The sequence below is a fragment of the Mesorhizobium sp. L-8-3 genome (assembly GCF_016756615.1).
Lineage (GTDB): Bacteria > Pseudomonadota > Alphaproteobacteria > Rhizobiales > Rhizobiaceae.
Genome location: NZ_AP023262.1, coordinates 1,385,562 through 1,409,899 on the forward strand (window position 1 = coordinate 1,385,562; position 24,338 = coordinate 1,409,899).

A 24,338-nucleotide genomic window follows, 5' to 3' on the forward strand; every position below is an offset into this window, starting at 1 on the left:
CATGTCCGTACGGCGCAGCATTCGCGGCCACCTTCCCGCAGGCATCAAGGGAAAGTGGTTTTGTTCAGATATTTTCCGACCAACTACGTCTGGAACCTGTCGGTCGACCTTTCGATCGAGATGGGCGCGCGCATCGGCGAGATTGAGGAGATGTGCGCCCCGCTGCAGGAAGCTGCGAAAGCACCGGACGCAGCGGGCACGCAAGCGTTCCGCGAGACATGGGTGAAGATGGCCGACAAGCTCGCCGGGCTTGCGGCCGAGGACGAGGCACAGGGCCGCCTGATCTCCTCCAGCGACAAGCTGCTGCGCGCCGCCAACTACATGATCACCGCCGAACGCCTGCAGGCGCACGGTTCGGAAGGCCGCCTAGCGCTCTACAGGCGCTTCCTCGACACGTTCGCCAAGGGCCTCGCCCAGTCCGGTGCGCCAGTACGCCGGGTCGAAATCCCGTATGAGGGCACGCACCTGGCGGCCCTCTACGTCCCGGCAAGAGGCGTCGACGGGCCGCAGCCGCTGCTGGTGCAGGTCAACGGGCTCGATTCGACCAAGGAGATGAAATACTTCGTCGGCCTGCCCGAGTCGCTAGCCAGACGCGGTGTCGCCTCCCTCGTCATCGACCAGCCCGGTTCAGGCGAGGCGTTGCGCCTTGAAGGGCTGACTTCACGCTACGACAGCGAGCATTGGGCGTCGCGCGTCGTCGACTGGCTGGAGGCACAGCCGCAAGTCGACGCTAAACGCATCGGGCTCGAGGGCGTGTCGCTCGGCGGCTATTACTGCCCGCGCGCTGTCGCCTTCGAGCCGCGCTTCGCCTGCGGCGTCGCTTGGGGCGCCAACCACGACTGGCGCGATGTGCAGCAGAAGCGGCTGGAGCGCGAGGGCGATTTTCCGGTCCCGCACTACTGGAACCATGTCTGCTGGGTCTGGGGTGCCAAGGACATCGATGAATTCAAGCAGATTGCCGAGAACGTTCATCTCGACGGCATTCTCGACCGCATCCGCGTGCCGTTCCTTGTCACGCACGGCCAGAAGGACAGCCAGATCCCGCTAAAATGGGCCGAACGGACCTATGAGCAACTCGTCAACAGCCCGAAGCGCGAGCTGAAGGTTTTTACCGAACGCGAGGGCGGCGTGCAGCACGCCAGTTTCGACAATTCCGCAAATGCCGGCGCCTACATCGCCGATTGGGTGGCCGAAACGCTCGGCGGCGGGACGGCGGCTTGAACACGGATACCGAAGGAAGCACAGCATGAACATCATCGGACCCGACTACCTGGTCTTCGGCGTCGACGACCTCGTCGCCTGCTCGGAATTCCTGACGGCGTTCGGCCTCACCCCGGTGGGCGTGGACGACAAGGGCGGGCTGTTCGAGGCGCTGGACGGGACCGGGGTCATCATCCGGCACAAGAGCGACCCCGATCTGCCAGCGCCACTGCCGACGGCCACGATGTTGCGCCAGCAAGTATACGGTGCGCGCGATGCCTCCGACATCGAGGCAATCGCGGCCGAGCTGGGCAAGGACCGCAAGGTCCACAAGCTCGCCGACGGCACGATCGAGACAACGGACGATTTCGGCTTTGCGCTGAAGTTCCAGGTTACAAAGCGGCGCGAGCTGGAACTGCCGGCCGAGAAGATCAACGCCCCTGGCGCACCCGCACAGCGTGGCCCGAACGAACTCGGCGTCTGGGACGGCATGCCGGCCATGCCGCGCATGCTAAGCCACACCGTATTGTTCGTGCCGGACATCGAGATAGCCACGAGCTTCTATTGCCAGCGCCTGGGCTTCGTCATCACCGACGTCCTGAAGGGCGCCGGTCCCTTCCTGCGGCCGAAGGCCAACGACGATCACCACACGCTCTTCTTCATCCGCACACCGGAATACATGAAAGGCATCGAGCACCTGGCCTTCCATATGGGCGGGCCGACAGAGCTGATGGTCGCCGGATCCCGTTTCGTGAAGGCCGGCTACGAGAGTTTCTGGGGGCCAGGCCGCCACAAATTCGGCTCGAACTGGTTCTGGTATTTCAACAGCCCGCTCGGCACGCATTTCGAATATGACGCCGACATGGACAAGCACGACGACGAATGGGTCGCGCGCGAAGCGCCGTTCGGGCCGGAAGCCTCCCAGATGTTCCTGCTTCAGCATCGAGAGAAATGGGCGCCCGGAGGCGGGCCCAAGCCCGACCAGTGACACCGCAGGAGGAGCAACCTTGAAGCTGTGCCAGATGGACGGGGTGCCAGAGGGCGAAGCCCGCGGATTTGTGGTCGCCGGCTTCGCCCGCAAGGTCGTGGTTGTGCGCAGAGGCGGCCGGATCTTCGCGTATCTCGATTCATGTCCGCATTATGAGGGCGGGACGCCCATGGCCTGGAAAACCGACCGCTATCTGAACGGTGAAGGAACGCATCTGGCCTGCCATTCCCATGGGGCGCTCTTCGAGATCGAGACAGGTGAGTGCGTGCTTGGTCCCTGCCTCGGACAAAGACTGAAAAAAGTACCGGTCCGCATCACGCCTTTGGGCGATATCGAGGTTGTGCGGGAGCCAGCCAGGGAGGAACTTGGATGACAGTGGTTGTGCGCAACGTACTGGTGATCGGCGGCGGCTTCTCGGGAATGTCCGCTGCGATCGAACTGCGCAAGCGGGGCATCAGCGTTGACGTCGTGGAGATCGATGCTGGCTGGCGGTCTTACGGTGCCGGGATCACGCTTGGCGGCGCAACGTTCCGCGCCTTCAGGACGCTGGGCATCCTGGACGCATTTATGGAGCGTGGAAGCGCGACCGACGGGCTCGATTTGTGCGCGCCCAACGGCTCTCTGATCGCCAAGCTGCCCACGCCTCGCGTGGCAGGTCCGGACGTTCCTGGTAGCGGGGGCATCATGCGGCCCGCCCTGGCCTCCATCCTCGCGGAAACGACAAGGGCTGCCGGCGCCGACGTGTTGCTCGGCGCCACCTTCGAGACGATCGCACAAGACGACAACGGCGTAACGGTGTTGCTGACCAACGGCGACACAAAGCGCTACGACCTCGTCGTCGGGGCCGATGGCCTTTTCTCGAAGGTCCGGGAAACAGTGTTCCCGAACGCGCCGAAGCCCGCCTACACCGGCCAGTGCGTCTGGCGCGCTGTCGTGGAGCGCCCCGCCGAGATTGAGACGGCCGTTATGTGGCTCGGACCGAAGATCAAAGTCGGCATCAATCCGGTTTCTAAGACCCAAGCCTACATCTTCGCCACCGTCGACCAGCCGATCAAGCAGCGCTTACAAGAAGGCGAACATCTCGGCCTGCTCAAGAAACTGCTTGAGCCTTTCACGGCTCCCCTGATCGTCAGGCTCCGCGAAGGGCTAAACGAGAGCAACTCGATCGTCTACCGACCGCTCGAAGCGTTGATGCTGCCCAGGCCCTGGCACAAGGGCCGTGTCGTCCTGATCGGCGATGCCGTTCACGCGACCACGCCGCATCTCGCCTCGGGCGCCTGCATCGGCATCGAGGATGCCATCGTGCTGGCTGAGGAGTTGGAGCGCGCCGGCGATGTCGAGGCGGGCCTCGCTGCGTTCGAAGGCCGACGCTGGGAGCGCTGCCGGATGGTTGTCGAGAATTCGCTGCGCCTGGGCGAGATCGAGATCAACGACGGCGACAAGCAGGAGCACTCGGCGATCATGCGCGAAACGATAATGGCCCTTGCAGCGCCGATCTGAAGACGAAAGGGAGGAACCGAACATGACGACGACCGAAAAATGGCCGGGGCGCGTTGCGCTGATGGTGGCGCATTGCGCCGGCATGGTGGACCTGGTCGCGCTGCCGGTTTGGGTCGGCACACTGATCACGGCCTACGGATTCGATCCGCAACAGGCGGGTGCCCTCGCGACACTTTTCCTGGTCGGAGCAGTCATCGCCAGCGTGTTCTTCGCGCCGCAGTTCAACCGCATCAACGGCCGACTCGCGGCAACGGGCGGGTTCGCTATCGCCGCACTGGCCTTCGTTCTCGCTTCGACGCAAACCGCCTTCGGGCCGCTTGCGGCAGCGCATACCCTTGCGGGGCTCTCCGCTGGCACCGCACTCTCGTTCACGCACGGAACGATTGGACGAAGCACCAATCCGCATCGCCTCTTTGCGACTGTTGGCACCGCGCTCGGCGTCTTCGCAATCATCTTCCTCGGTGCAACACCGAACATCATCGCGGCCGTGGGCGGAGCCGCACTGTTTCAGGTATTTGCCGGCGTCATGGCGTTGGCGGCTATCGTCACTGCATTGCTTTTCCCGAAGCCGGCAAACCTCGAAATCGCCGGGACTTCTGCAGTGCCGCAGAAGATCGGGCGGGCTGTCTGGGCCGGCATCCTTGGCGTCAGCACCATGGCGCTGATCCAGGCGATGGTGTTCAGCTTCGTGCAGCAGATTGGAACGGATCGGGGCTTCGGCATGCAGGCAGTCACTGGCGTGCTGATCGCGCTCGGTTTCGTCAACCTGTTCCCGGCGCCGCTGGCGGCTATCCTCCAGAACCGCCTCAAGGCGGAGAAGGTGGTTCTGGCCGGACCGGTGGTCCAGGCAGCGATCGCGCTGCTCATCATGCTGAGCGTGAGCTTCGTCCCCTACGCGGCCGGCGCGCTGCTGTTCACGGCGGTGATGATCTTCACACACACATTCGCATTCGGCCTCCTGTCGCGGCTGGAAGGAACCGGGCGGGCGCTGGCTGCCACGCCGGCCATGCTGATGGTCGGCTCGGCAATCGGGCCGATCCTCGGCGGGACGCTGGTGAAATTCTCCGGGTATCCGGCAATAGGCATCGCGGCCTGCCTCTTCGCGCTAATAGCCGTCGGCCTATTCAGCCAGGCGCGCCTGCGCGAGGATGCCGCCCTGCAGGCCGCCGCGTGAAGATGACGACGCATCCCGCTTCTTCGCGGCGGATTGTCGACCTCTCCGTTTACTTGGAGGATGACGTGTTGTCCGATCCGCCGCCCCTCGCTCCGAGAATCGTCTACCAGGACCACAAGGAGACGATCGGCGAGTTCATGCATCTCTATCCGGGGACAACGCCCGAAGATTACTCGGATGGAGAGGCCGCCGCCGCCGAGCGTCTAGAGATCACGACGCACAACGGAACGCATCTGGATGCGCCATGGCACTACCATTCGACGATGGATGCGAGGGTGGGCGGCCCGCGGCGCTCCATGACGATCGACGAAGTGCCTCTGGTGTGGTGCTTCCAACCGGGCGTGAAACTCGACTTCCGGCGGTTCGACGACGGCTACCGCGTGATGGCCAGCGACGTCGAGGCCGAGCTGAAGCGCATCGGCCACGAACTCACGCCGCTGGAGATCGTCGTCATCAACACCCGCGCCGGTTCGCGCTACGGCCACGACGATTACGTCAATTCGGGCTGCGGTATGGGCTACGAGGCGACGATGTACCTGTTGGAGCGCGGTATCCGCGTCACCGGAACCGACGGCTGGAGCTGGGATCCGCCGACGAAATTCGTAGCTGCGCGCGTGCAGGAAACCGGCGACAAGTCGCTGATCTGGGAAGGTCACAAGGCAGGACGCGATATCGGCTATTGCCACCTCGAGAAGCTGCACAATCTTGAGAGCCTGCCGCCGACCGGCTTTACCATAGCCTGCTTCCCGCAAAAGGTGCGCGCGGGCTCCGCCGGGTCCACACGCGCCGTCGCCATCTTCGATCTGTGAGGAGCTGCATGAGTTTTCGGCCGATCCACCGCGTCGTCACCGGTCATGACGAGACAGGCAATGCGATCGTCGTGTCCGACGGACCGCTTCCTGTTGTGAAGGAACTGGCGAACATCCCCGGGACCGTGTTCCACGAGGTGTGGAGCACAGCTGGCACGCCGCCGGTGGTCGGCAATGGCGAAGACCCGACCGTCGGCGACCTCGTCCTGTCGCCGCCTGCAAACGGCACGCGGATCCGGTTCGTGGATATCCCGCCGGACAGTGAGGATTTCTTGGCGCATGGAGCGGCGAGCATGAAGGCCGCGTTCAGCGAGGTCGGCGACACGGCCGCGTCCACCGTGAAGGAGGATTCCCCGCATCCACTAATGCACCGCACCGAATCGATCGACTACGGCGTCGTCATCGAAGGCGAGATGACGCTGGTGCTCGATGACAGCGCGGTCGACCTGAAACAGGGCAGCGTCGTCATCCAGCGGGGCACCAACCACGCCTGGGCCAACCGCTCCGGAAAGCCCTGCCGGATGCTGTTCATCCTGATCGACGGGCAGTACGCGCCGGAAATCGCCAGGGCCCTGCGGGACCGCAACGCCTGACGTTGGTTCCGCCACCACGATCAATCCGAATTTCCCGCTCCGGAGGACGGAATGAAACTCGCGACACTCGACAACGGAATGCCGGACGGCCGGCTTCATCTTGTCAGCGGCGATCATGCCCGCTACGCCCCGGCGAAGGCCGCATCGACCCTGCAGGCGGCGCTGGAGAGCTGGGCGAGGGTGGAACCCCGGCTGCAAGCCGAATACGAGGCGCTGAACGCCGGCGCCGGCGCGCCGTTCGATCCCGCAAAGGCCCTGGCGCCGTTACCGCGCGCCTGGCAGTGGCTCGACGGATCGGCCTTCGATAGTCATGGCGAGCTGATGCAGAAGGTCTTCAAGCTGCCGCCGGTCGATACCGGCGGACGGCCGCTGATGTATCAGGGCGTGAGCGACCGATTCTATGCGCCGACGGACGATGTGAAATTCCCCTCCGAGGAAGACGGAATCGATTTCGAGGGCGAATTCGGCGTCATCACCGATGCGGTGCCGATGGGCACCGATGCCGCCGAGGCGAGAAAGCACATCCGCCTGGTCGTGCAGATCAATGACTGGAGCCTGCGCAAGATTGCCCCGATCGAAATGAAGACCGGCTTCGGGTGGATCCACGCCAAGCCGGCGAGTTCGATGGCGCCGGTGGCCGTTACGCCCGACGAACTGGGCGGGTATTGGCGCGACGCGCGCGTCGATCTTCCACTGCAGGTGGAATGGAACGGGAAGCGCTTCGGTGCCGCGAACGGATATGCGATGAGCGCCGGCTTTGACGAGTTAGTGGCCCATGCCGCCTATTCGCGCGATCTCGTCGCCGGAACTGTGATCGGCTCGGGAACGGTCTCTAACGAAAGCTATCGTGAGGTCGGCTCCTCCTGTATCGCCGAACGCAGAGGAATCGAGCTGATCGATCTGGGTGAGCCAAAAACCGGCTTCATGAAGTTTGGAGACATGGTGCGCATGGAAGCCATGCTTCCTGACGGCACACCGCTGTTCGGCACCGTCGATCAGAAAGTTGTCCGAGGCTAGCGGATGCGCGTCGTCATAACGGGCGCATCGGGTTTCGTCGGGCACGGTCTCGCGAGATTTCTTTGCAGCCACCCGGGTGCGCTCGGCAGGCCGATGTCAAAGCTTGTGCTCGCCGATCTCACCCCGGGCGAAACGGGCCAAGGGCGCCAGGGCTGGGATGGTGCCGAATGGCACTGTGGTGACCTGACCGACGCAGCCTATCTGAATTCACTCCTGAAAGAGCCGGTCGATTGCTTCTTTCACCTCGCGAGCGTGCCGGGCTTAGCAGCGGAAAGAAAGCCCGAACTCGGCTGGTCGGTCAATCTGTTGGGGTCGATCGCACTGATGGAGAGGCTTGCACGGCAGGGACGGGAAGGCGGTCGAGTACCTCGCGTCGTCTTCGCCAGTTCGATTGCCGTATATGGCGTGCTCGGGCCGGGCGTGGTCAACGAAGATTGCGTTCCGCGTCCGATAATCAGCTACGGCGCGCACAAATTGATGACGGAGATCTTGCTTGCCGATCTTTCCCGGCGCGGCGAGATCGACGCGCGCAGCCTGCGCCTTCCCGGCATTGTCGCGCGGCCCGTCTCCGCAAGCCGGCACGGGTCGGCCTTCATGAGCTTGCTGTTCCACAAAGCAGCTGCTCGTGAAGGCTATATCTGCCCGGTGTCTCGGGATGCGACCGCCTGGTGGATGTCACTGACCACCTGTGTCGCGAATCTGGTCTTGGCAGCTAAACTTGACGCTATCTCAATGCCGCCGTCCCGCCTCTGGCAGTTGCCGGTCCTTCACGCCAGCGTTGGAGACATCGTCGCAACGCTGGCGGACCACCTCGGCCCGGAGAGCACCTCCGGGTTCCGTTTCGTGCCCGACGTAGCCATCGAAAACCTGTTCGGCCGATTCCCGAACCTCTCGGCTCCCGGAGCGATGGCCGCAGGGTTCATCAGGGATCCCGACCCAAGCGCCCTCGTGACTAATGTTCTCAAGGGATAGCCAAGCCCACGATTATCTCGCTTCCAAACAATCTCCTTCGCGTCCGGAGGCCAGCCGTGGAGCCCATCCTGCCGAACAACGGCTCTATGTCCGCTCACGCCAATATTGAACCAAAACCTGCCAGCCGCCTTCCCCTATCTCGACATTCGCCTGCATGAGCTGCCGGATGACTACTTTTGGTGAGAGCCGACGACAATGTATTGGCAGCACAGCTTGGCCGATGAGGTCATTGGGGGGCTCCGGCGCACAGTAGGGTGTCAACGGCGATGTGGAGCTTGTAACTTTGTCGGGTACCCCCAAACCCAATCGCGAGAGGCGAAGTGGTAACATATTGATATCACGTAATAATTTTCGCGCGGTAAACTACGAATCTGGGGGTCAGGAGTTCGAATCTCTTCGGGCGCGCCATTTATCTAACGGAAATCACTTACTTTTCTGCCCTCGACGCAATGACTCCCCAGCATAGAAATCCATTTTAGTCTGGGGTTTAGTCTGGGGTTTTTCACCCTCCGGGCGCGAAGGGCATCAGCACCGACAGCGCGTGAATCCGAATTCTTTGTCGCGGGTGGCGGCGGTTGGAGGATGATCTATGGGGGAATGCCTTCCCCCTGGCCGGCGCCGCGGTCGCCGGCACACCCCCTTCTGCGGGGGGCGTCCCGCAACGCCCGCTGTAGAGTGAGAGGTCGGCCCGATTTCCCGCGACGGGTTGAGGATCGGAGGAAAGGCTTCCGGCGCCCGTCGCGGGGACATTCCCCGATGGCCAGACATGACCGCAGCGCTCGCGCCGGCTCGGACCGCACGAGCCTTTACGACGACATCACCAACAAGATCATCGCCGAACTGGAGGAAGGCCGTGTGCCCTGGGTCCAGCCCTGGGGCACGTCTGCTGCGAAGGCACCGCTCGGCCTACCGAAGAACGCCGCTACTTCCCGCAGCTACAGCGGCATCAACATCCTCATTCTCTGGGGTTGTGTCGCAAATTCTGCGTTGGGTCAGACGTCGGCTTACCCGAGACGGATTTCAGGGGGCGATTGCTTCAAACTGCTCCTTCAGCGTTGCTCTCGGATTGAAAGCGAAGCGTCCCTGCAGTTTTGCGCATCATGTGAACCATCTCGATGCCAGCCAAAGTTACGGCAGCCGATGAGAACGCCTTGAACCCCATCATCGGTCTGACCCTACGAGATTCACACATCTCGGAGGGTCCAGCCATGCTTGATTGCGTGGAATTTGGTGAGGCCTCTGAGCATGACGATGGGGCCGGGCTTTCCGTAGTATCCGGTCCATCCACCGAGCCGTGCGAAGACCCAGGCAGCGAAGGCCAATGTGCCTTTGGGATGGGGGTTTTTCTGCTTCTGGGTCTTTCCCTCAAGGCTGTGGCTGACGCGTTCGAGCACCGGTTGGTCGTCGGGATCGAAGGCGTCGCTGAGCGGCCGCTCGAGCTTGCCGTCGCGCTCGGCAACGAGTTGCATCACCGTGACGGCGGCGATGAGGGTGCTGTTACGAGCTTTTCCAGCGGCCCGCCCTCCTGCTGGCGAAGCGCCTCGATGTCAAAGCCCTTTGTCTTGGTGGTCCGAAACAGCTGCTCGATGGTCCAGCGCAGACGATAAAAGCCGATGATGCGCCGTGCATCGGCCAGATCGGTGACCTGATGTGTTGTGAGCAGCCGCCAATGCGCCGGCTCCTGGCCGTGCGGCGGATCGATTTCGCGGGCATCGACCATGCTGAGCGTGACGGTCTTCGGCAGCACCCGGGTTCCCGCCTGGGCTTTGCGGTTCCTGGGCCTTGCGATCTCGACACGGCCGAAGCGCACGCCGAGAGTGGCCGTGCGGGCCTTGCGGCCCGGAATGGCCGGCAACGCGACCGTCATCTGCCCGGCTTCGGGCCAGCTCTCGGCGGCGGCAAACAGATGGGTCCCGTCGGCCAGAAGCCGGTCCTGCGCGGCCCGTACCAGCTTCTCGACATGGTCCGGCTTGAAGGCGAAGCACTCGTAAATGTCCCCCTCGCGGTCCTCGACGACCGTCACGCAGGCCGCGCCGGCGGCCCACAGCCGGCGCGCGCTTTCGGCGCCGTCGAGCCAGCGCCGGCTGTCCTTGTCCGCGAAGTCCCGTTTGGTGCGCGTCGCCTTCACACCACCGCGGCGATCCAGAAAAAACGCATCGACAAGGCCCAACACAAAGCCGCTGGTCGCATCTGCGGCAATCAGCGGGTGCACGGAAAGGCCGATGCCTTTTTCGTCCACCCGAACAGACGTCGTGTCCTGGATCGCCAGCACATGACGGCCACGGACTTGCAAGCACGTGCGGGCCGAGGCCGTACCCAGCATCGCGCCGACCGTCACCTTCGGATTGTGCAGAAAGCGCGTGATCCGCATCTCGCCGGAGCGGCCGCCGCCCAGCGCGCGGACGCTGCTACCCCAGCCGCCCGCGGACACCAGCCGCTGGTGCAAAAAAATCCCGCATCTTTCAGCCGAGCGTCTCCGAATTCCCCAAAACCAAGGTCCATCTGCCCCTCCCTCAGCCGAATCACCGCAATAGGGAGTCAGACTTTCGCCGACACCGCAACTCGCCCCCCACGATGTGTGAATGTCGTAGGGTCTGACCCGGCGCTTGATGCGCCGATGGTCCTGCTCAATCCGGTTGTTGAGATATTGACTGCGGCGAATCCGGATCGGCTTCAGCCGTCTTGCTGTTTGATGCCGCAACCGGCTTTCGCTGTCGCATGCGATGATGGCCTCCTGATAGGTCTGGCTGCCGTCAATGACGATCCGGCCAGGACGGCCATGCCGGTGCAGCGCTTTACGCAGAAGGCGTTTTGCTGCAAGGAGATCACGCTGTTCGCTGAGCATGAACTCCACCGTATCGCCGACACTGTCGATGGCGCGGTAGAGATACATCCACTGGCCACGCACCTTGATGTAGGTTTCGTCCATATGCCACCTGCCCGACAGAGCACGCTTGCGCAGGTTGAAGCGTTCCAACAGCACTGGCGAAAAGCACCTGACCCAGCGATTGACCGTCGAATGGTCGACCGCAACGCCGCGCTCAGCCATCATCTCCTCCAGATCGCGTAAGCTCAAATTGTAAGCCAGATACCACCGAACACACAGCAGAATGACGGACTGATCGAAGTGGCGGCCTTTGAACATCATGCTAATCCCGTTTGGGCAGCCCTCATGCCATCTCAGCATTGCTGAAAAGTTTGCGACAAAGCCGGAAGATGTGGCCCGGCCGCGCGAAATCGCTCGCGCAGGAATTGGGGTTGGCGAGCGCGCGGCAGCACGAGGCGCGTTCCTCGGACGAAATGCCAGTGCCGCCGTCGGGTTTGTGGTCGATCGAGACGGTGAAGGCGGTGGCGTGGTTGGAATCGTTGGCGGTGACCATCGGGACGAGCCGCAGGCGCCGCGCCTCGTCCGGGGTGATCGGCGCGCAGACGATGTCGGACGTATGGCGGATGATGAACACCATCCTCTCGGCCGTGCACAGTGATGCCGCCACGACGAGATCGCCTTCGGCCTCACGGTCGTCGTCGTCGGTCACGACGACGACTTCGCCCTGCGCGAAAGCCTTGATGATGTCTGCAATCGAGGTCGCCATGTGACGCTCGCACTCATTTCCATGTGACGCTCGCACTCGTTTTCGGACACCGAGTGAGGCCAATCCTCTTGCCCGTTCAGCCCGGTCCGCCGGGTCAAGTCGATATCGCCAGCGGCGCCGGCGGCTACCTTGTGAGGAAGCCGCGCCAGAACAGGCCGGCGGCGTCAGGTGAGGGCCGTCGTCAGAGACCGGCCACGCTCAGTGTGCGGCAGGCGTCATTGCTTGCCGCGCCGTCGGTCCGGGCCGCTGCGTCGGGGCGCGGCTGTGCACGCTTCGCGGCCGCGTTGTTGTAGGCCTTGATCTTGACCGGGCGATTGGTGTCGATCGGCAGGACCGTTTTGTGGGAAATGCGCTTGAGGGCGAGGTTCGAGCGGATGCTGGACACGCCCGGGATACGCGAGATCTTGTTGACGATGAGGTCTTCCAGATCCTCGATGTCGGACACCATGACGCGCAGCAGATAATCGCTGTCGCCGGTCATGAGATAACATTCCATGACCTGGCCGAGCCGATCGATCGCGCGCGTGAAATTCTCGAGGCTGAGCTGGACCTGCTTCTCGAGCTTGACCTGGATGAACGCGGTCACGCCGATGCCGAGCACGGCCGGATCGAGCACCGCAATGCGCCGATCGATAACGCCGAGCTTTTCGAGGGTCTTCACCCGGGCAAGGCAGGGCGACGGAGAGAGATTGACGCGGGAAGCGAGCTCGACATTCGTTAAGTTCGCGTTCTGCTGCAGTTCGTTCAGGATTTGATATCGATCCTGTCGAGAGCCATCGTGGTCATATCGCTATCTCCCAAAGGCAAACCGTAGGTCTAGGCGCCACCGAGCCCCGGTCCCGCGCGTTAAGCCGCGTGGTGACATCCCGATGACACCTGAATGCTAATCGCACTCCCGTCTGCGGAATTTCGACAAAATGACGACTTGTATCGAAAAACAGTCAATCTCTGTTTAGCCGCCTGACTTGTCGATCTCCTGCTGTTCACGTGGTGCTGCAGCAGGCACATGAAGATCGCAAATTCGGCAATGCCGCGATTTGGACAAAGTCAGAGGACTCCCCGCAGTTTATCAAGCGGTTTGTCCGGTGATGGAAGGGTCGAAGACGGTGCCGGTCTTGAGCATGGCGCAAGCGACGTTGACGAGGCGGTCGGCGACCGATCGCAGGGCACGGGCGTGGCTGTGACCACGACTTCGCAGCGTGGTGTACTTGGCCCGGCTTCTCGGGTCGCGCTGCGTGGCCACACGCGCCCAATGGTAGATGGCGTTGGCGAGCCGGCCATGACAGGCATATCTTCGCACGATGATGCAGCTCTTGCCGGAGCGCTTGGTAACGGGCGCGACTCCTGTCAAACTGCGCAAGGCGGCGTAATCGCGTCGCTGCAGGGCATCGCAAGCCTCTGTGAGCAGCGTGGCGAGGACGATCCTTCCCACTCCCGGCAAGGATGCGAGGATCTCCACGTCATTCTGCTTGTGCTGCCCCGGCTCGCTCTCCTCGGCCGGGACGAGGCGGGCGGTCAACGCATCGAGCTGGTGGTGGGCCTGCTTGAGCTGCCGGTTGGGAAGGCGGATGCGCGCGATGAGCGTGACGATGTGGGCGCGGGCGGCTTCGGTGGTGCCGGCGGCGACCTGGATGGGCGGCTTGCGCAGCACCGCGAGCACCTGGGCGGCATCGAAGCGGCGGATGCGATGGCGCTTGAGCAGCTTGGCGACCGTCGCCGCGTGGAGGCGCGCAGCCTTGGCGGGCGTCGGCGCGGCCTCCCACAGCTCCAGCAGCCATTCCGCCCCGAGATCATCGTCGACGAGTTCGAGGAACGCCGGGAGGTAGCGCCAGAGCTGCTCGCGCAAGCGATTTGTCAGGCGATTGCGCTCGGTGCCGAGGTCGTCGCTGATGCGCGACCACTCGCGCAACTCGATGATGACGGGGTCGGTGGCCGCCAGGTCGCGGAAGCACCGCGGATCGGTGCGCAAGCCCGAGGCCATCACCGCGGCGTCGCGGCTGTCGTCCTTGGCGCCGGCCGGCGAGAAGCGGTCGCGGAAACGATCCACCTGCTTGGGATTGATCGCGTACACCCTGAAGCCACGCTCCAGCAGCGTCTCCACCACCGGCCCATGCGGCACCTCGATCGCCGTGAGGATTTGCGCGGCCTCCTGGGCACCGCTCTTGGCCAGCAGCCAGGCCACCATCTCGGCCAGCCCCTCGCCACCGTGGTCGAAGGCCCGCTCGCCTATTCGCCGGCCATCACCGTCGCTAAAGAACACATGGTGGCTCTGCGACGCCCAGTCGATGCCGGCATACCATTGTCTCTGATCAGTCATGCTTCTCCCCGTTCCAACACACGAGCCGCCGTGATCTCAGCCGATCCCTGTACTGGCGCTCGGAAGGAATGCTCCGGCGCGGACTCCCCACGGGGCATCGATCGCGGCCAATCCGGCGGGGTACATGTCCTCATCAGGTGGTCGGGCCACCGGGGCACCTGGGTTACTCCCGCCGAATCGGCTCGGTTCCGCAAGGTTACACCCCGTATTGGGCTCGTGCCGCCGGCCACGCTTCACTTCGCGCAACCCGCCGCGCCAATCCCTCAGGAACCGCATTCAAAAGGGTACAGGGGCGTTGATATCCTGCGGCCGAAGCCTCCCCAGCACGGGACCGTCCGTAGCCCAGCCTCGTAAAGTGCCCGACGCGCCTTGGATATGCTGCCGCCGGGTGGTCGGGGTCCACATGAAAGGCTCCAAACTGGCTTCGACGACCGTTTGGAATCGCATCTGAACCCGGCCATCCACTTCTACAGCCGAGTTTCAGGACGGCCGCTGAGATGAACACCCGCCTGCAGGTGGAGCATCCGGCGACCGAACTCGTCACCGGCGTCGATCTCGTCGAGCAGATGATCCACGTCGCGGCCGGCGAGAAGCCGGCGATTCAGCAGAGGGACGTGACGCTCACCGGCTGGGCGGTGGAGGTGCGCCTCTATGCTGAGAATACGCTCCGTAACTTTCCTCCGGCGATCGGCCGTCTCGTGAAATACCGCCCGCCGGTGGAAAGCCATATCGAAGGCGGCATCACCGTTCGTAACGACACCGGTGTGGAGGAGGGCGGGGAGATCTCGATCTATTGCGATCCGATGATCGCCAAGCTCGTGACCCACGCGCCCACCCGTGCCTCGGCGATCGACGCGCAGGCCAACGCGCTCGACGCCCTTTGCGTCGACGGTATCCGCCACAACATCCCCTTCCTGTCGGCGCTGATGATCGTCCGAAAATTCGGCAACCAACGTGCGAAGCAACATTATTTCGCTCATGCGAAGAGCAGAACGCCTCGCGCAGTGTCTAAGGCCTGTGATCAGTTGCGATCAATGAGGTCCGCCCGACACAGATCGGCGGCATCGATGCCGCGCCCGCGGACCTCACAGAAGCCTCCAGATTCCCAAATCACCGGAGATGTGATTCTTGAGGTGTCGGCGAATCAGGGGGCGCCGACCGGATGGCACGTCGTTATGCCTTGCGTGATGATCAATGGGAGCGCATCAGAGATTTCTTGCCTGGCCGTGAAGGTCATGTCGGCGGCACCGCCAAGGATAACCGGCTGTTCGTGGAGGCGGTCTTGTATCGCTATCGGGCCGGAATCCCGTGGCGTGACTTGCCGGAGCGGTTCGGCCACTTCCGGGTCATTCATACGCGCCATACACGCTGGAGCAAAAGCGGGGTCTGGCAGAAGGTTTTCGAACTTCTCGCCGAAGACGCCGACAATGAATACGCCATGATCGATTCGACCATCGTGCGCGCCCATCAACACAGCGCCGGCGCAAAAGGGGGGACCGGGAACGCGAAGCCATAGGGCGCAGCAAGGGTGGGCTGAGCACCAAAATCCACGCCCGTTGTGACGCCTTGGGCAATCCGACCGGCTTTCATCTGACGCCTGGCCAGAAGCATGATCTGTGCGGAGCCGATGCGCTTTTGCCTGACCTGTTCGACAAGATCACCGCCTTCATCGCCGACAAGGCATTCGATGCCAAAGAGCGTGTGCTCGATCTGCTTCAAAGCGCCGGTGTCGATATCGTCATTCCGCCGCGATCAAACCGAAAACAACCACGCCGCTACGACACAGAGCTCTACAAGGCCAGGCATCTCATCGAGAACTTCTTCGCAAAGCTCAAACAGTACCGTGCCATCGCGACCCGCTACGACAAGCGCGCAACCAACTTCCTCGGCGCCATACACCTCGCCGCGGCCGTCATTCTCCTCAACTGATCACAGGCCCTAGCCTGTACCCAAAGCCATTTGGCGCAGCATTAAATGCTGATCGATGGTGTGAGTAGAGAACTATTCGAACACTAATGCCGGCCCGGCCGCGCAACTATCATTCAATAAATACGCCAGCCAAGCGCGCAGGTCGCACCTGCCACGGCGCGGGCTGTCATGCATGGGGACCGCGAACGTGAAGCTCAAGCAAGTCTACCTGACCGCTGCCGAACCCGAGGGACTTGCCGAATTCTACGAGGCGCTCGGGCTGACGGTGCGCTTCGCCGACGCGGGCAAATGGATTCAGTTCGTTGGCGACAAGTCCACCTTCTGCGTGGCGGGCCTGTCCGAATCCGTGTCCAGACCCGCGCAGAACGCGGTCCTTGTCTTCGAGGCGGACGATCTTGAGCAGGCGGTCGCACGTGCGAAGGACAACGGGGCCGAAATCTTCGGCGAGATTCGCCACATGGGCGGCCATGGCCGGATCGCCCAGTTCAAGGATCCGCAGCGCAATACGATCCAGCTGTTCCAGGCGGCGATTGAGAGAAACCGAGCCGAGTAGCGAGGAGATTGATCATCATGAATGTCCGAGTGTCGCCAATGCCAAGTCAGGAACTTCCCGCGTTCAGCAGTGCAGAGTTTCGCAGCGCCATGCGCAACGTGCCCGGCGCGGTATCGATCGTCACCACCGGCGCGTCGCCGAACCGGCATGGCCTGACGCTGACGGCGGGTTGCTCGCTGTCGACCGATCCGTCGAGCGTTCTGGTGTGCGTCAACAAGTCTGCCGGCGGCCACGACACGATCAAGGGCACCGGATCGTTCTGCTGGAACATTCTGGCGTCTGGTCACGATGCCCTGGCGAAGCGGTTTTCGGGGCAGGACGGCAGCAAGGGCGACATCCGCTTCGACGAGGTGCTCTGGCGCAAGCTCGTGACTGGCGCGCCGAGCCTGATTGACGCGGTGTGCAGCTTCGATTGCCGCGTGACCGGCGCGTATGACGCCGGAAGCCATACGATCTTCGTCGGCGAGGTGGTCGCGCAGGCGATGAACGCCGATCTCGAACCTCTGATCTACGTGAGGGGCGATTTCGCGGTGCCGAAGCGTCCCGATCCATCACGGCACTGACATGACGCCGCACGTCTCACGCCCCCGACCGACAGCAAAGGCCGACACCATGATCCCACTCATTTGTCTCGAGGCGTGCCGATGACCTCGCTCTGGCTTAATGTTCTGGCAAGCGGTGTCCTGCTCGGTCTCGTCTACGGGCTCGTGGCGCTCGGTCTCACCATCATTTTTGGCGTGATGCGCGTGGTCAATTTCGCCCACGGCGAAATGGTCGTGTTCGGCGTCTATATTGGCTACTGGACCGTCCGGTTCTGGGACGTGCCGATCATCGTCGCAGCCGGCATCGCGGCCGTGGTGATGTTCATTTTCGGCTACCTGCTGGAGTCGCTTGTCGTTAGGCGCTTCGTCAATCGGCCGCATCATTATCAGTTCATCGTCTTCATCGGTCTTGCGCTGCTGTTCAGCGGCATTCTGTTGGTGAGCTTCGGACCGGATCCGCGTCCGACGGCTTCGACGCTCTCGTTCCGCACCGTGCAGCTCGGCGTTCTGACGCTCGATCTGGCGCGGCTTCAGGCGGCGGCGACCGCAAGCGTGCTGATCGTCCTGCTCGGCGCCTATCTCAAATTCTCCTCGTTCGGGCGCTCGCTCCGTGCTGCGGCCGACAACCGGCTGGGTGGCCTGGTCGTCGGCCTCAACATTCCGCGGGTCTATGCCGTGACCTTCGGCATCGGAACGGCCTGCGCAGGCATCGCCGGCGCACTGATCTCGCCGCTGTTCGACGCGCAGCCTTATCTCGCCGTCGATTTCACCTTGCTCGCCTTCGTGACCGTCATCGTTGGCGGCCTCGGCAGCTTCGGCGGGGCGCTGCTGGGCGGATTGACCATCGGCGTGGCGGAAGCCGTCGCGGCGCTGACGTTCAGCCCGTCGCTGAAGACGGCGCTTCCCTACGCGCTCCTTATCACCATCCTGATCTTCCGTCCGAGAGGGTTCTTCGGTGCAAAAGAAGTCTGATGGCTCGAGTGAGCTGAAACGATGGCTCGCCGGTAGCGCAGTCTTCGTGATCCTCGCCTTGGTCGGTGCCTTTTCGAACTCGTACATCATTTCCTTGATGACGATAGTTCTGCTGTTCGCCTTCATGGGGCAGTCCTGGAATCTGATGCTCGGTATCGGCGGGCTGCTGTCGATCGGCCACGCGCTGTTCGTCGGTCTCGGAGCGTATTCGGTCGCGGTTCTGTACATCCGGTTCGGCATCTCGCCGTGGGTCGGCCTGATCGTCGGCATGATCCTCGCCGGCGTCGTCGGAGCGGTGCTTGCATGGCTGAGCTTCCGCTTCGAGGTGCGTGGCATCTATTTCGCGCTGCTCACCATCGCGGCCGCAGAGTTCTCGCGCGTGATGTTCGGCGGCTGGGACTTCGTCGGCGGCATGCAGGGCATGTTCTTCCCGGCGCCGACTGGCAAGAACTCGATCGCGATGCTGAGCGGCGATACCCGCTTCTATTACTTCGTCGCGCTCGGCCTTGCGGCCCTCGGCGTCATCGGGACCGAGCTGATTTCACGCTCGTATCTCGGCTACGTCTGGCGCGCGATGCGCGATGACGATGAGGCCTCGCGCGCGCTCGGCGTGCGTACGTTCCGGCACAAGATTCTCGTGATCTCGATCTCGGCAGCCACGGCCGCGGTCGGCGGCGGCGTGCTTGCGCTGGTGCAGGGCTCGATCTTCCCGGACTCCATCATGGGCATGGGCATCTCGGTCGATGTGCTGATCGGACCGGTGGTCGGTGGTCTCGGCACCACCTTTGGCCCGCTCATCGGATCGCTCGCGGCAATTTCGCTCAACCATCTGATGAGCGCGATCGGCGACAGCCTCGGTATCCCCGGCCTGAACAACATCTCCTACGGCATCATTCTGATCCTGGTCGTCTGGGTGCTTCCGGATGGAATCTGGCCGGCGCTGATCCGGCTCTATAAGGCGATCCATCTGCCCTCTCGCGGATCCGTGCCGCAACTGACGAAGGTCGAGAAATGACCAAGCTGCTAGAAGTCAAGGGTCTGACCCGTAGGTTCGGCGGCCTGGTGGCGGTCAACAATGTCAGCTTCGGTCTCGATGCCGGCCACATCACCGCGTTGATCGGACCGAACGGCGCCGGCAAGACGACGTGCTTCAATCTCGTCACGGGCGCGCTCAAGATCAGCAGCGGAAAGGTGTTCTTCGAGGGGCGTTCGATCGAGAATTCGCCGCCCGAGAACATCTGCCGCATGGGCATCGCGCGCACCTTCCAGATCGTGCGTCCGATGCGCGACATGACGGTTCTCGAAAACGCGATGGTCGGCGCGTTCAGCTGGACCAAGAACGTAGGCGAGGCGCGCGCGACGGCTTACGAGTCGCTGGAAAGCGTCGGCCTTGCCAGCAAGGCGAACGCCACGACTGATCAGCTAACGCTGCCGGACCGCAAGATGCTGGAGGCGGCCAAGGCGCTGTCGACGCGGCCCAAACTGCTGCTGCTCGATGAGGTGATGGCCGGCCTTCGTCCCACCGAGGCCGCGGGCGTCGTCCGCGTGCTGCAGAGGCTCGCCGAAAAGGGCCTGACGATCCTTCTCGTCGAGCACGTGATGCGGATCATAATGGAAGTGGCCTCGACGGTCGTCGTCCTTCATCACGGCGCGAAAATTGCGGAAGGAAGCCCCAAGGACGTCGTTTCGGATCCGAAGGTGCTTGAGGGCTATCTGGGGACGGGCTTCCATGGTTGACGATGCACTTCTCTCGGTCGACGGGCTTTGTGTCGGCTACGACGGCTCCAACGCACTGAACGGAGTCTCGTTGCAGATTCGCAAGGGCGAGCTGATCTGCGTCGTCGGTGCCAACGGCGCGGGCAAGACCTCGCTGATCCGTTCCATCGCCGGCATCGTCCCCTCGACGAGCGGCGTCGTGAAGTTGAATGGCGTTGATATCACCGGCATGCCGCCGTGGGAGATCTGCGAGCGCGGAATCGCGCAGGTTGCGGAGGGCCGCCAGATTTTCGGAAGCCTTTCCGTCGAGGAAAATCTGCTGCTCGGCGGCGGCCTCAAGCGCTCCAAGGGGGACCAGCTCGAAACCCTCGAATCCGTCTACCAGTTGTTCGAGCGGCTTCGGGAGCGGCGGCGCCAGGTCGCCGGCACGCTGTCCGGTGGCGAGCAGCAGATGCTCGCGATCGGGCGCGCGATCATGTCGAAGCCGGAAATCGTCATGTTCGACGAGCCCTCGATCGGACTGTCGCCCGCGCTGACCGACGTGATGTTCTGCGTCGTGAAGAACCTCAACGAGCGAGGCATCACGGTGCTGCTGGTTGAGCAGAACGTCGCCACATCCCTTTCGCTGAGCAATCGAGGCTACGTGCTCGAGAACGGCACGGTCGTGCTCCAGGGGTCGAGTGACGAGCTGCTCAACAATTCCGAAGTCCAGCGCGCCTATCTCGGCATGTGAGGATCGAAAATCTTGCCATGATCAAAACCGACGATCTTCTCATCGCTCGCGACGGCGATCTCACCACGCTGACCATGAACCGGCCGCCGGCCAACGCTGTCAACACGGTTCTGATCGCCGGTCTGCGCGACACCATCCGCGAGCTGTCGACGGAAGCTTCGCCGCCGGGCATCGTCCTGACGGGGCAGGGCGACCGCTTCTTCAGCGCAGGCGGCGACATCAATGAAGTGGTCAGCGTCGAGGTCGCGGCGCCGCGGATCAGGCTGTTTCACTCGCTTCTGTGCGAGATGGAGCGGTATCCGGCACCGATCGTCTGCGCGGTGCATGGCTATGCGGTCGGCGGCGCGCTCGAATTCCTGCTGCACGCCGATTACGTCGTCGCCAACCACGAATGCAAGATCGGGTTTCCGGAAATCAACCACGGCCTCCTGCCGGTGACCAAGGGCATGCGGCAGGCGGTGCAGCGTCTCGGCCTTCGCCAGGCGCAGGCCTTGCTTTACTGGGGCGATCTGATCGGCGCCGAAAAGGCGCTCGAGATCGGCGCGATAGACGAAATCGTCGCGACCAGTGATGTGGCGGGCCGTGCCGTCGAGGTGTGCCGTCATCTGCGCGGCAAGGAACAGAAGCTGTTCGCGGCGATAAAGCGGTCACTGAACGAGACGGCGCAGATGAACGATGACGCGCTCGAGGCGACGACGGTCGAAGATCTCGGCGCCTATCTCAACGTCGACAGTTCGGCGGATACGCGGGCGCGCTTCCTGTCGAAAAGCACAAAGAAGGCCTGACCGATGACGTCAGCTTCCTCCGATCGCATCCATCTGGAGCTGATGAGCTTCGAGGACGTGGCGGCGGCACTGGCGAAGGGCGCCTCGACGGTGCTGATCCCGTGCGGCGCGGTCGAGCAGCACGGGCCGCATCTGCCGCTGTGCATGGATGCCGATCATGCAGAGGCGCTTGCGGTGACCGTGGCGCGGCGGCTCGGCGATACGCTGATCGCGCCGACCATCAAGGTCGGCTACTCGTCCCATCATCTCGCTTTCCCCGGCACCATCTCGCTTCGCGCCGAAACGCTCGGGGCGATCTATCTGGACTATTGCACCAGCCTTGCGCGGCACGGCTTCAAGCGCATGCTGCTGTTCTCGGGGCACATCGGCAACTTCCCAGTTCTGCGCGACATGCTTCCGCGCCTGAAATCTGTGGTGCCGGATGGCGTCGAGATCGAAGCTTTCGTCGATTCCATCGCGTGGATCGATACGTGGCGCGCAGCGGTGAAGGCGGCGGGCGGCGATCCGGCGGCGGTCGGCGGGCACGCCGACATCGCCGAGACCTCGCTCATGATGCGGCTGCGGCCCGACAGCGTGCAACGCGATCGCTTCGAGCGCGGTTACATCGGCGCGCTTACCGAACAGCAGCTCGAACTGATGTGGAAGAACGGAATCAAATCGGTCACGCGGAACGGCATCATCGGCGATCCGAACGGATCGACGGTTGCGATCGGCGATGCGTGTCTGACGGCGATCACCGATCTTCTGGCGCGATCGTTCGGCGGATAGCCGGACGATTTCACCGCTTGATGGGCGTCGACCAACAGGACCTGTGCGCGCGAGCGTACGCAATGGATCTGCGTGTCGTGCATGGTCTGCGGCGCTGTCTCAAAGGCGGCGGAAACGGTGCACTTTCGACAGCATAAAATTCGGAAAGTTATCCGGGGCTCAGCCTCATTCGAACGAAAATATCGCTGCGCCTGTGAAACGCTGTGACAGTTTCTGATCTCTCAGAGGATATGAAGATGGCACTTACGTTCGGGTTTTGGTCGGAGCAGGAAACCCAGGTCGGTCACAGCTATTCGCGCCGACTTCATGAGCTCGTGGACGAGGTTCGCCTCGCCGAGAAGGTCGGGTTCGACTGCGTTGCGCTCTCGGAGCAGCACGTCGCGCTCGGAGGTATTTCGAGCTCCGCTCCGGAAGTTGTCTACGGCTATCTCGCGGCTGCGACCTCGCGCGTGAAGCTGCGCTCGGCCGTGACGCTGATGCCGCAGAAGATCAACCACGCGCTGCGCTCCGCCGAGCGCCTGGCCGTCACGGACATTCTGTCCAACGGCCGCATGGAGTTCTACGGCGGTCGCGCCAACACCACGATCGCGATGCGCGCGTTCAACGTCGATCCGGCTGAGACGCTCGCGCAAATGGAAGAAGGTCTGGCGCTGCTGCGCAAGTCTATGCGCGAGGACATTTTCACGTTCGAAGGCAAGTACTACCAGATCCCGCCGCGCCAGCTCGTGCCGAAGCCGCTGCAGAAGCCGCATCCGGTGATCGGCATCGCCGCGACCAGCGAGCGCAGCCACGCCTGGGCAGGCTCCGAAGGCCTCGCCGTGATGAGCGCCACCATCTATCAGGGCTACGACGTCCTCGAGAAGATGATCAACGTCTATCGCAAAAACTGGAAGCGCGATGAGCAGGGTCCGCTCGAGCGTCCGCGCATCGGCGTTCCGCTCTTCATCGGCATCGGCAAGACCGACGAGCAGGCCAAGGCGGACTATGCCGGCCCGCTCATGCACTACGCCAAAATCTCCACCGACGCATATCCGCGCCTCGCGCAGATCGCCGACGACTACAAGTACATGGCCGACAGCGTGCCGGCGATGGAGCGTGCCGCGAACGACTGGGACTATCTGCTCAACGAGTCCGGCACGACGGTCTGCGGCAGCCCCGACACCGTGATCCGCCAGATCGAGCGTTTCCAAAAGCTCGGCGCCGACGAAGTGCTGCTGCACATGGATTCGGTCCCGCACGAAAAGATCATGGAAGCCATCGACATGGTCGGCCGCTACGTGATCCCGCACTTCAACGACAAGAACAACGTTGTGCGGCCCACAGAAGACATCCTCAACCAGATTCGCGCCATGCGCCCGCAGAAGTAAAGATCGAAAAAGAGGAAGGACGGAAACACGATGCCTGAACTCAACTACAAGTACCTCGTCGTCGAGAAGCGGCCGACCGGCGTTGCGGTCGTGACGATGAACCGCCCCGAGATCCTGAACGCGATCAACTGGGACATGCACGAAGAACTCGAGGATGTCTTCGTGAAGCTCGATCATGACAAGGCCGTCAACGCGATCGTGCTGACCGGCGCGGGTCGCGGATTCTGCTCGGGCGGAGATCAGAAATCGCTCGACAAGGGACCGCTGCCGTCGCCGACCCGCAGCGGACGCCATCTGGTCCGCAACATGCTCGAGGTCGAGGTGCCGGTCATCGCGGCGGTCAACGGCGTGGCCGTTGGACTCGGCGCGACGCTGGCGCTGTTCTGCGACGTGATCTTCGCGAGCCCGACCGCCCGTTTCGCCGACACGCATGTGAACGCCGGCGTCGTCGCCGGTGACGGCGGCGCGGTGATGTGGCCACTGCTGATGGGGCCGGTGCGCGCGAAGCACTACCTAATGACCGGCGAATTCATCTCCGCCGAGAAGGCCGCGTCCATCGGCATGATCAACGACGTGGTGACGGACCGCGACGTGCGCGAGCACGCGATCGAGTACGCCGAGATGCTTGCCAGCGGGCCGAAGGAATCGATCATCTGGACCAAGTACAGTGTCAACAAGATCATCAAGCAGTACGCGCACTTGCTGCTCGACGTCTCGGGCGCGTTGGAAATGATCACCTTCTTGTCGCCGGATCGCAAGGACGCCGTTGCCGCTTTTGCCGAGAAGCGGAAACGCTTCGCGGAGAAATAA

At 63.0% G+C, this 24,338-nt stretch carries 23 protein-coding genes and 7 pseudogenes; 22 read left to right on the forward strand and 8 right to left on the reverse strand.

The features are described from left to right. Positions 1-60: 60 nt before the first annotated feature. The 10 genes and pseudogenes from JN302_RS06365 to JN302_RS06410 form a co-directional block, all read left to right on the forward strand. Positions 61-1,221, forward strand: a complete 1,161-nt coding sequence (locus JN302_RS06365; RefSeq protein WP_202332342.1) for an alpha/beta hydrolase family protein — start codon at positions 61-63, stop codon at positions 1,219-1,221. 25 nt (positions 1,222-1,246) lie between these two features. Beyond that, positions 1,247-2,188 (forward strand): VOC family protein, encoded by a 942-nt coding sequence (locus JN302_RS06370; protein WP_202332343.1) that lies wholly within the window; start codon positions 1,247-1,249, stop codon positions 2,186-2,188. A gap of 19 nt (positions 2,189-2,207) precedes the next feature. Continuing rightward, the gene (locus tag JN302_RS06375) at positions 2,208-2,561 is read left to right on the forward strand and encodes a Rieske (2Fe-2S) protein (protein ID WP_244846218.1); all 354 of its coding nucleotides are present in this window, start codon (positions 2,208-2,210) and stop codon (positions 2,559-2,561) included. Then, positions 2,558-3,688 carry an FAD-dependent oxidoreductase gene (locus tag JN302_RS06380; RefSeq protein ID WP_202332344.1) on the forward strand — a complete coding sequence of 377 codons (1,131 nt, stop codon included), beginning with the start codon at positions 2,558-2,560 and terminating at the stop codon, positions 3,686-3,688. The genes JN302_RS06375 and JN302_RS06380 overlap by 4 nt, the downstream gene beginning before the upstream one ends. A gap of 22 nt (positions 3,689-3,710) precedes the next feature. Next, positions 3,711-4,862 carry an MFS transporter gene (locus JN302_RS06385; RefSeq protein ID WP_202332345.1) on the forward strand — a complete coding sequence of 384 codons (1,152 nt, stop codon included), beginning with the start codon at positions 3,711-3,713 and terminating at the stop codon, positions 4,860-4,862. 2 nt (positions 4,863-4,864) lie between these two features. After that, positions 4,865-5,671 carry a cyclase family protein gene (locus tag JN302_RS06390; RefSeq protein ID WP_202334211.1) on the forward strand — a complete coding sequence of 269 codons (807 nt, stop codon included), beginning with the start codon at positions 4,865-4,867 and terminating at the stop codon, positions 5,669-5,671. Between the two features lie 8 nt (positions 5,672-5,679). After that, on the forward strand, positions 5,680-6,264 hold the full coding sequence (locus JN302_RS06395) for a cupin domain-containing protein (protein WP_202332346.1): 585 nt from the start codon (positions 5,680-5,682) through the stop codon (positions 6,262-6,264). Positions 6,265-6,315: 51 nt separating this feature from the next. Continuing rightward, entirely contained in the window at positions 6,316-7,281 is a 966-nt protein-coding gene (locus JN302_RS06400) for a fumarylacetoacetate hydrolase family protein (protein ID WP_202332347.1), read from the forward strand. Positions 7,282-7,284: 3 nt separating this feature from the next. Beyond that, positions 7,285-8,253, forward strand: a complete 969-nt coding sequence (locus JN302_RS06405; protein ID WP_202332348.1) for an NAD-dependent epimerase/dehydratase family protein — start codon at positions 7,285-7,287, stop codon at positions 8,251-8,253. A 756-nt stretch (positions 8,254-9,009) separates the two neighbouring features. Then, positions 9,010-9,228, forward strand: a pseudogene (locus JN302_RS06410) (ArdC-like ssDNA-binding domain-containing protein); the annotation flags it as partial. Positions 9,229-9,273: 45 nt separating this feature from the next. On the opposite strand, the pseudogene JN302_RS38990 reads toward JN302_RS06410, so the two are convergent. The 8 genes and pseudogenes from JN302_RS38990 to JN302_RS06435 all read right to left on the reverse strand — a co-directional run. Then, positions 9,274-9,433, reverse strand: a pseudogene (locus JN302_RS38990) (IS6 family transposase); the annotation flags it as partial. A 4-nt stretch (positions 9,434-9,437) separates the two neighbouring features. Beyond that, positions 9,438-9,722, reverse strand: coding sequence for a hypothetical protein (locus JN302_RS38995; protein WP_244846219.1), 285 nt, complete (start codon positions 9,720-9,722; stop codon positions 9,438-9,440). After that, on the reverse strand, positions 9,722-10,624 hold the full coding sequence (locus tag JN302_RS06415; protein WP_342215983.1) for an IS4 family transposase: 903 nt from the start codon (positions 10,622-10,624) through the stop codon (positions 9,722-9,724). Before JN302_RS06415 ends, JN302_RS38995 begins: the two co-directional genes overlap by 1 nt. Positions 10,625-10,843: 219 nt before the next feature. Further along, positions 10,844-11,398 (reverse strand): annotated as a pseudogene (locus tag JN302_RS06420) (IS6 family transposase); the annotation flags it as partial. Positions 11,399-11,459: 61 nt separating this feature from the next. After that, a pseudogene (locus JN302_RS06425) lies at positions 11,460-11,846 on the reverse strand (3,4-dihydroxy-2-butanone-4-phosphate synthase); the annotation flags it as partial. Positions 11,847-12,027: 181 nt separating this feature from the next. Beyond that, positions 12,028-12,507, reverse strand: a complete 480-nt coding sequence (locus JN302_RS06430) for an Lrp/AsnC family transcriptional regulator (RefSeq protein WP_244846220.1) — start codon at positions 12,505-12,507, stop codon at positions 12,028-12,030. Positions 12,508-12,537: 30 nt separating this feature from the next. Next, positions 12,538-12,597: pseudogene (locus tag JN302_RS39000) on the reverse strand (winged helix-turn-helix transcriptional regulator); the annotation flags it as partial. Between the two features lie 318 nt (positions 12,598-12,915). After that, complete coding sequence (locus JN302_RS06435) at positions 12,916-14,163, reverse strand: IS110 family transposase (RefSeq protein WP_202332349.1); 1,248 nt, start codon at positions 14,161-14,163, stop codon at positions 12,916-12,918. A gap of 494 nt (positions 14,164-14,657) precedes the next feature. Between JN302_RS06435 and JN302_RS06440 the strand changes: the two are divergent. The 12 genes and pseudogenes from JN302_RS06440 to JN302_RS06495 all read left to right on the forward strand — a co-directional run. Then, positions 14,658-15,092 (forward strand): annotated as a pseudogene (locus JN302_RS06440) (ATP-binding protein); the annotation flags it as partial. 233 nt (positions 15,093-15,325) lie between these two features. Continuing rightward, a pseudogene (locus tag JN302_RS06445) lies at positions 15,326-16,092 on the forward strand (IS5 family transposase). A gap of 187 nt (positions 16,093-16,279) precedes the next feature. Next, complete coding sequence (locus JN302_RS06450; protein WP_202332350.1) at positions 16,280-16,645, forward strand: VOC family protein; 366 nt, start codon at positions 16,280-16,282, stop codon at positions 16,643-16,645. A gap of 17 nt (positions 16,646-16,662) precedes the next feature. Then, a complete protein-coding gene (locus JN302_RS06455; protein ID WP_244846597.1) occupies positions 16,663-17,208 on the forward strand; it encodes a flavin reductase family protein in 546 nt (181 codons plus the stop codon). A gap of 81 nt (positions 17,209-17,289) precedes the next feature. Beyond that, the gene (locus JN302_RS06460) at positions 17,290-18,159 is read left to right on the forward strand and encodes a branched-chain amino acid ABC transporter permease (protein WP_202332351.1); all 870 of its coding nucleotides are present in this window, start codon (positions 17,290-17,292) and stop codon (positions 18,157-18,159) included. A gap of 97 nt (positions 18,160-18,256) precedes the next feature. Beyond that, positions 18,257-19,174 (forward strand): ABC transporter permease subunit, encoded by a 918-nt coding sequence (locus tag JN302_RS06465; protein WP_202332352.1) that lies wholly within the window; start codon positions 18,257-18,259, stop codon positions 19,172-19,174. Then, positions 19,171-19,896, forward strand: a complete 726-nt coding sequence (locus tag JN302_RS06470; protein ID WP_202332353.1) for an ABC transporter ATP-binding protein — start codon at positions 19,171-19,173, stop codon at positions 19,894-19,896. Before JN302_RS06465 ends, JN302_RS06470 begins: the two co-directional genes overlap by 4 nt. Beyond that, positions 19,889-20,608, forward strand: coding sequence for an ABC transporter ATP-binding protein (locus JN302_RS06475; protein ID WP_202332354.1), 720 nt, complete (start codon positions 19,889-19,891; stop codon positions 20,606-20,608). Before JN302_RS06470 ends, JN302_RS06475 begins: the two co-directional genes overlap by 8 nt. 17 nt (positions 20,609-20,625) lie before the next feature. After that, the gene (locus JN302_RS06480) at positions 20,626-21,393 is read left to right on the forward strand and encodes an enoyl-CoA hydratase/isomerase family protein (RefSeq protein WP_202332355.1); all 768 of its coding nucleotides are present in this window, start codon (positions 20,626-20,628) and stop codon (positions 21,391-21,393) included. A gap of 3 nt (positions 21,394-21,396) precedes the next feature. Beyond that, positions 21,397-22,161 (forward strand): creatininase family protein, encoded by a 765-nt coding sequence (locus tag JN302_RS06485; protein WP_202332356.1) that lies wholly within the window; start codon positions 21,397-21,399, stop codon positions 22,159-22,161. Positions 22,162-22,397: 236 nt separating this feature from the next. After that, positions 22,398-23,528 (forward strand): LLM class flavin-dependent oxidoreductase, encoded by a 1,131-nt coding sequence (locus JN302_RS06490; protein ID WP_202332357.1) that lies wholly within the window; start codon positions 22,398-22,400, stop codon positions 23,526-23,528. A gap of 30 nt (positions 23,529-23,558) precedes the next feature. Next, the gene (locus JN302_RS06495) at positions 23,559-24,338 is read left to right on the forward strand and encodes an enoyl-CoA hydratase/isomerase family protein (RefSeq protein ID WP_202332358.1); all 780 of its coding nucleotides are present in this window, start codon (positions 23,559-23,561) and stop codon (positions 24,336-24,338) included.

Bases quoted from the DNA above. Each gene is read 5' to 3' on its own strand.
- JN302_RS06485 (WP_202332356.1), top strand. From the start codon at position 21,397: ATGACGTCAGCTTCCTCCGATCGCATCCATCTGGAGCTGATGAGCTTC.
- JN302_RS06415 (WP_342215983.1), bottom strand. From the start codon at position 10,624: ATGCGGATCACGCGCTTTCTGCACAATCCGAAGGTGACGGTCGGCGCG.
- JN302_RS06370 (WP_202332343.1), top strand. From the start codon at position 1,247: ATGAACATCATCGGACCCGACTACCTGGTCTTCGGCGTCGACGACCTC.
- JN302_RS06475 (WP_202332354.1), top strand. From the start codon at position 19,889: ATGGTTGACGATGCACTTCTCTCGGTCGACGGGCTTTGTGTCGGCTAC.
- JN302_RS06380 (WP_202332344.1), top strand. From the start codon at position 2,558: ATGACAGTGGTTGTGCGCAACGTACTGGTGATCGGCGGCGGCTTCTCG.
- JN302_RS06400 (WP_202332347.1), top strand. From the start codon at position 6,316: ATGAAACTCGCGACACTCGACAACGGAATGCCGGACGGCCGGCTTCAT.
- JN302_RS06470 (WP_202332353.1), top strand. From the start codon at position 19,171: ATGACCAAGCTGCTAGAAGTCAAGGGTCTGACCCGTAGGTTCGGCGGC.
- JN302_RS06455 (WP_244846597.1), top strand. From the start codon at position 16,663: ATGAATGTCCGAGTGTCGCCAATGCCAAGTCAGGAACTTCCCGCGTTC.
- JN302_RS06390 (WP_202334211.1), top strand. From the start codon at position 4,865: ATGACGACGCATCCCGCTTCTTCGCGGCGGATTGTCGACCTCTCCGTT.
- JN302_RS06385 (WP_202332345.1), top strand. From the start codon at position 3,711: ATGACGACGACCGAAAAATGGCCGGGGCGCGTTGCGCTGATGGTGGCG.
- JN302_RS06405 (WP_202332348.1), top strand. From the start codon at position 7,285: ATGCGCGTCGTCATAACGGGCGCATCGGGTTTCGTCGGGCACGGTCTC.
- JN302_RS06460 (WP_202332351.1), top strand. From the start codon at position 17,290: ATGACCTCGCTCTGGCTTAATGTTCTGGCAAGCGGTGTCCTGCTCGGT.
- JN302_RS06435 (WP_202332349.1), bottom strand. From the start codon at position 14,163: ATGACTGATCAGAGACAATGGTATGCCGGCATCGACTGGGCGTCGCAG.
- JN302_RS06480 (WP_202332355.1), top strand. From the start codon at position 20,626: ATGATCAAAACCGACGATCTTCTCATCGCTCGCGACGGCGATCTCACC.
- JN302_RS06495 (WP_202332358.1), top strand. From the start codon at position 23,559: ATGCCTGAACTCAACTACAAGTACCTCGTCGTCGAGAAGCGGCCGACC.
- JN302_RS38995 (WP_244846219.1), bottom strand. From the start codon at position 9,722: ATGCAACTCGTTGCCGAGCGCGACGGCAAGCTCGAGCGGCCGCTCAGC.
- JN302_RS06395 (WP_202332346.1), top strand. From the start codon at position 5,680: ATGAGTTTTCGGCCGATCCACCGCGTCGTCACCGGTCATGACGAGACA.
- JN302_RS06465 (WP_202332352.1), top strand. From the start codon at position 18,257: ATGACGATAGTTCTGCTGTTCGCCTTCATGGGGCAGTCCTGGAATCTG.
- JN302_RS06490 (WP_202332357.1), top strand. From the start codon at position 22,398: ATGGCACTTACGTTCGGGTTTTGGTCGGAGCAGGAAACCCAGGTCGGT.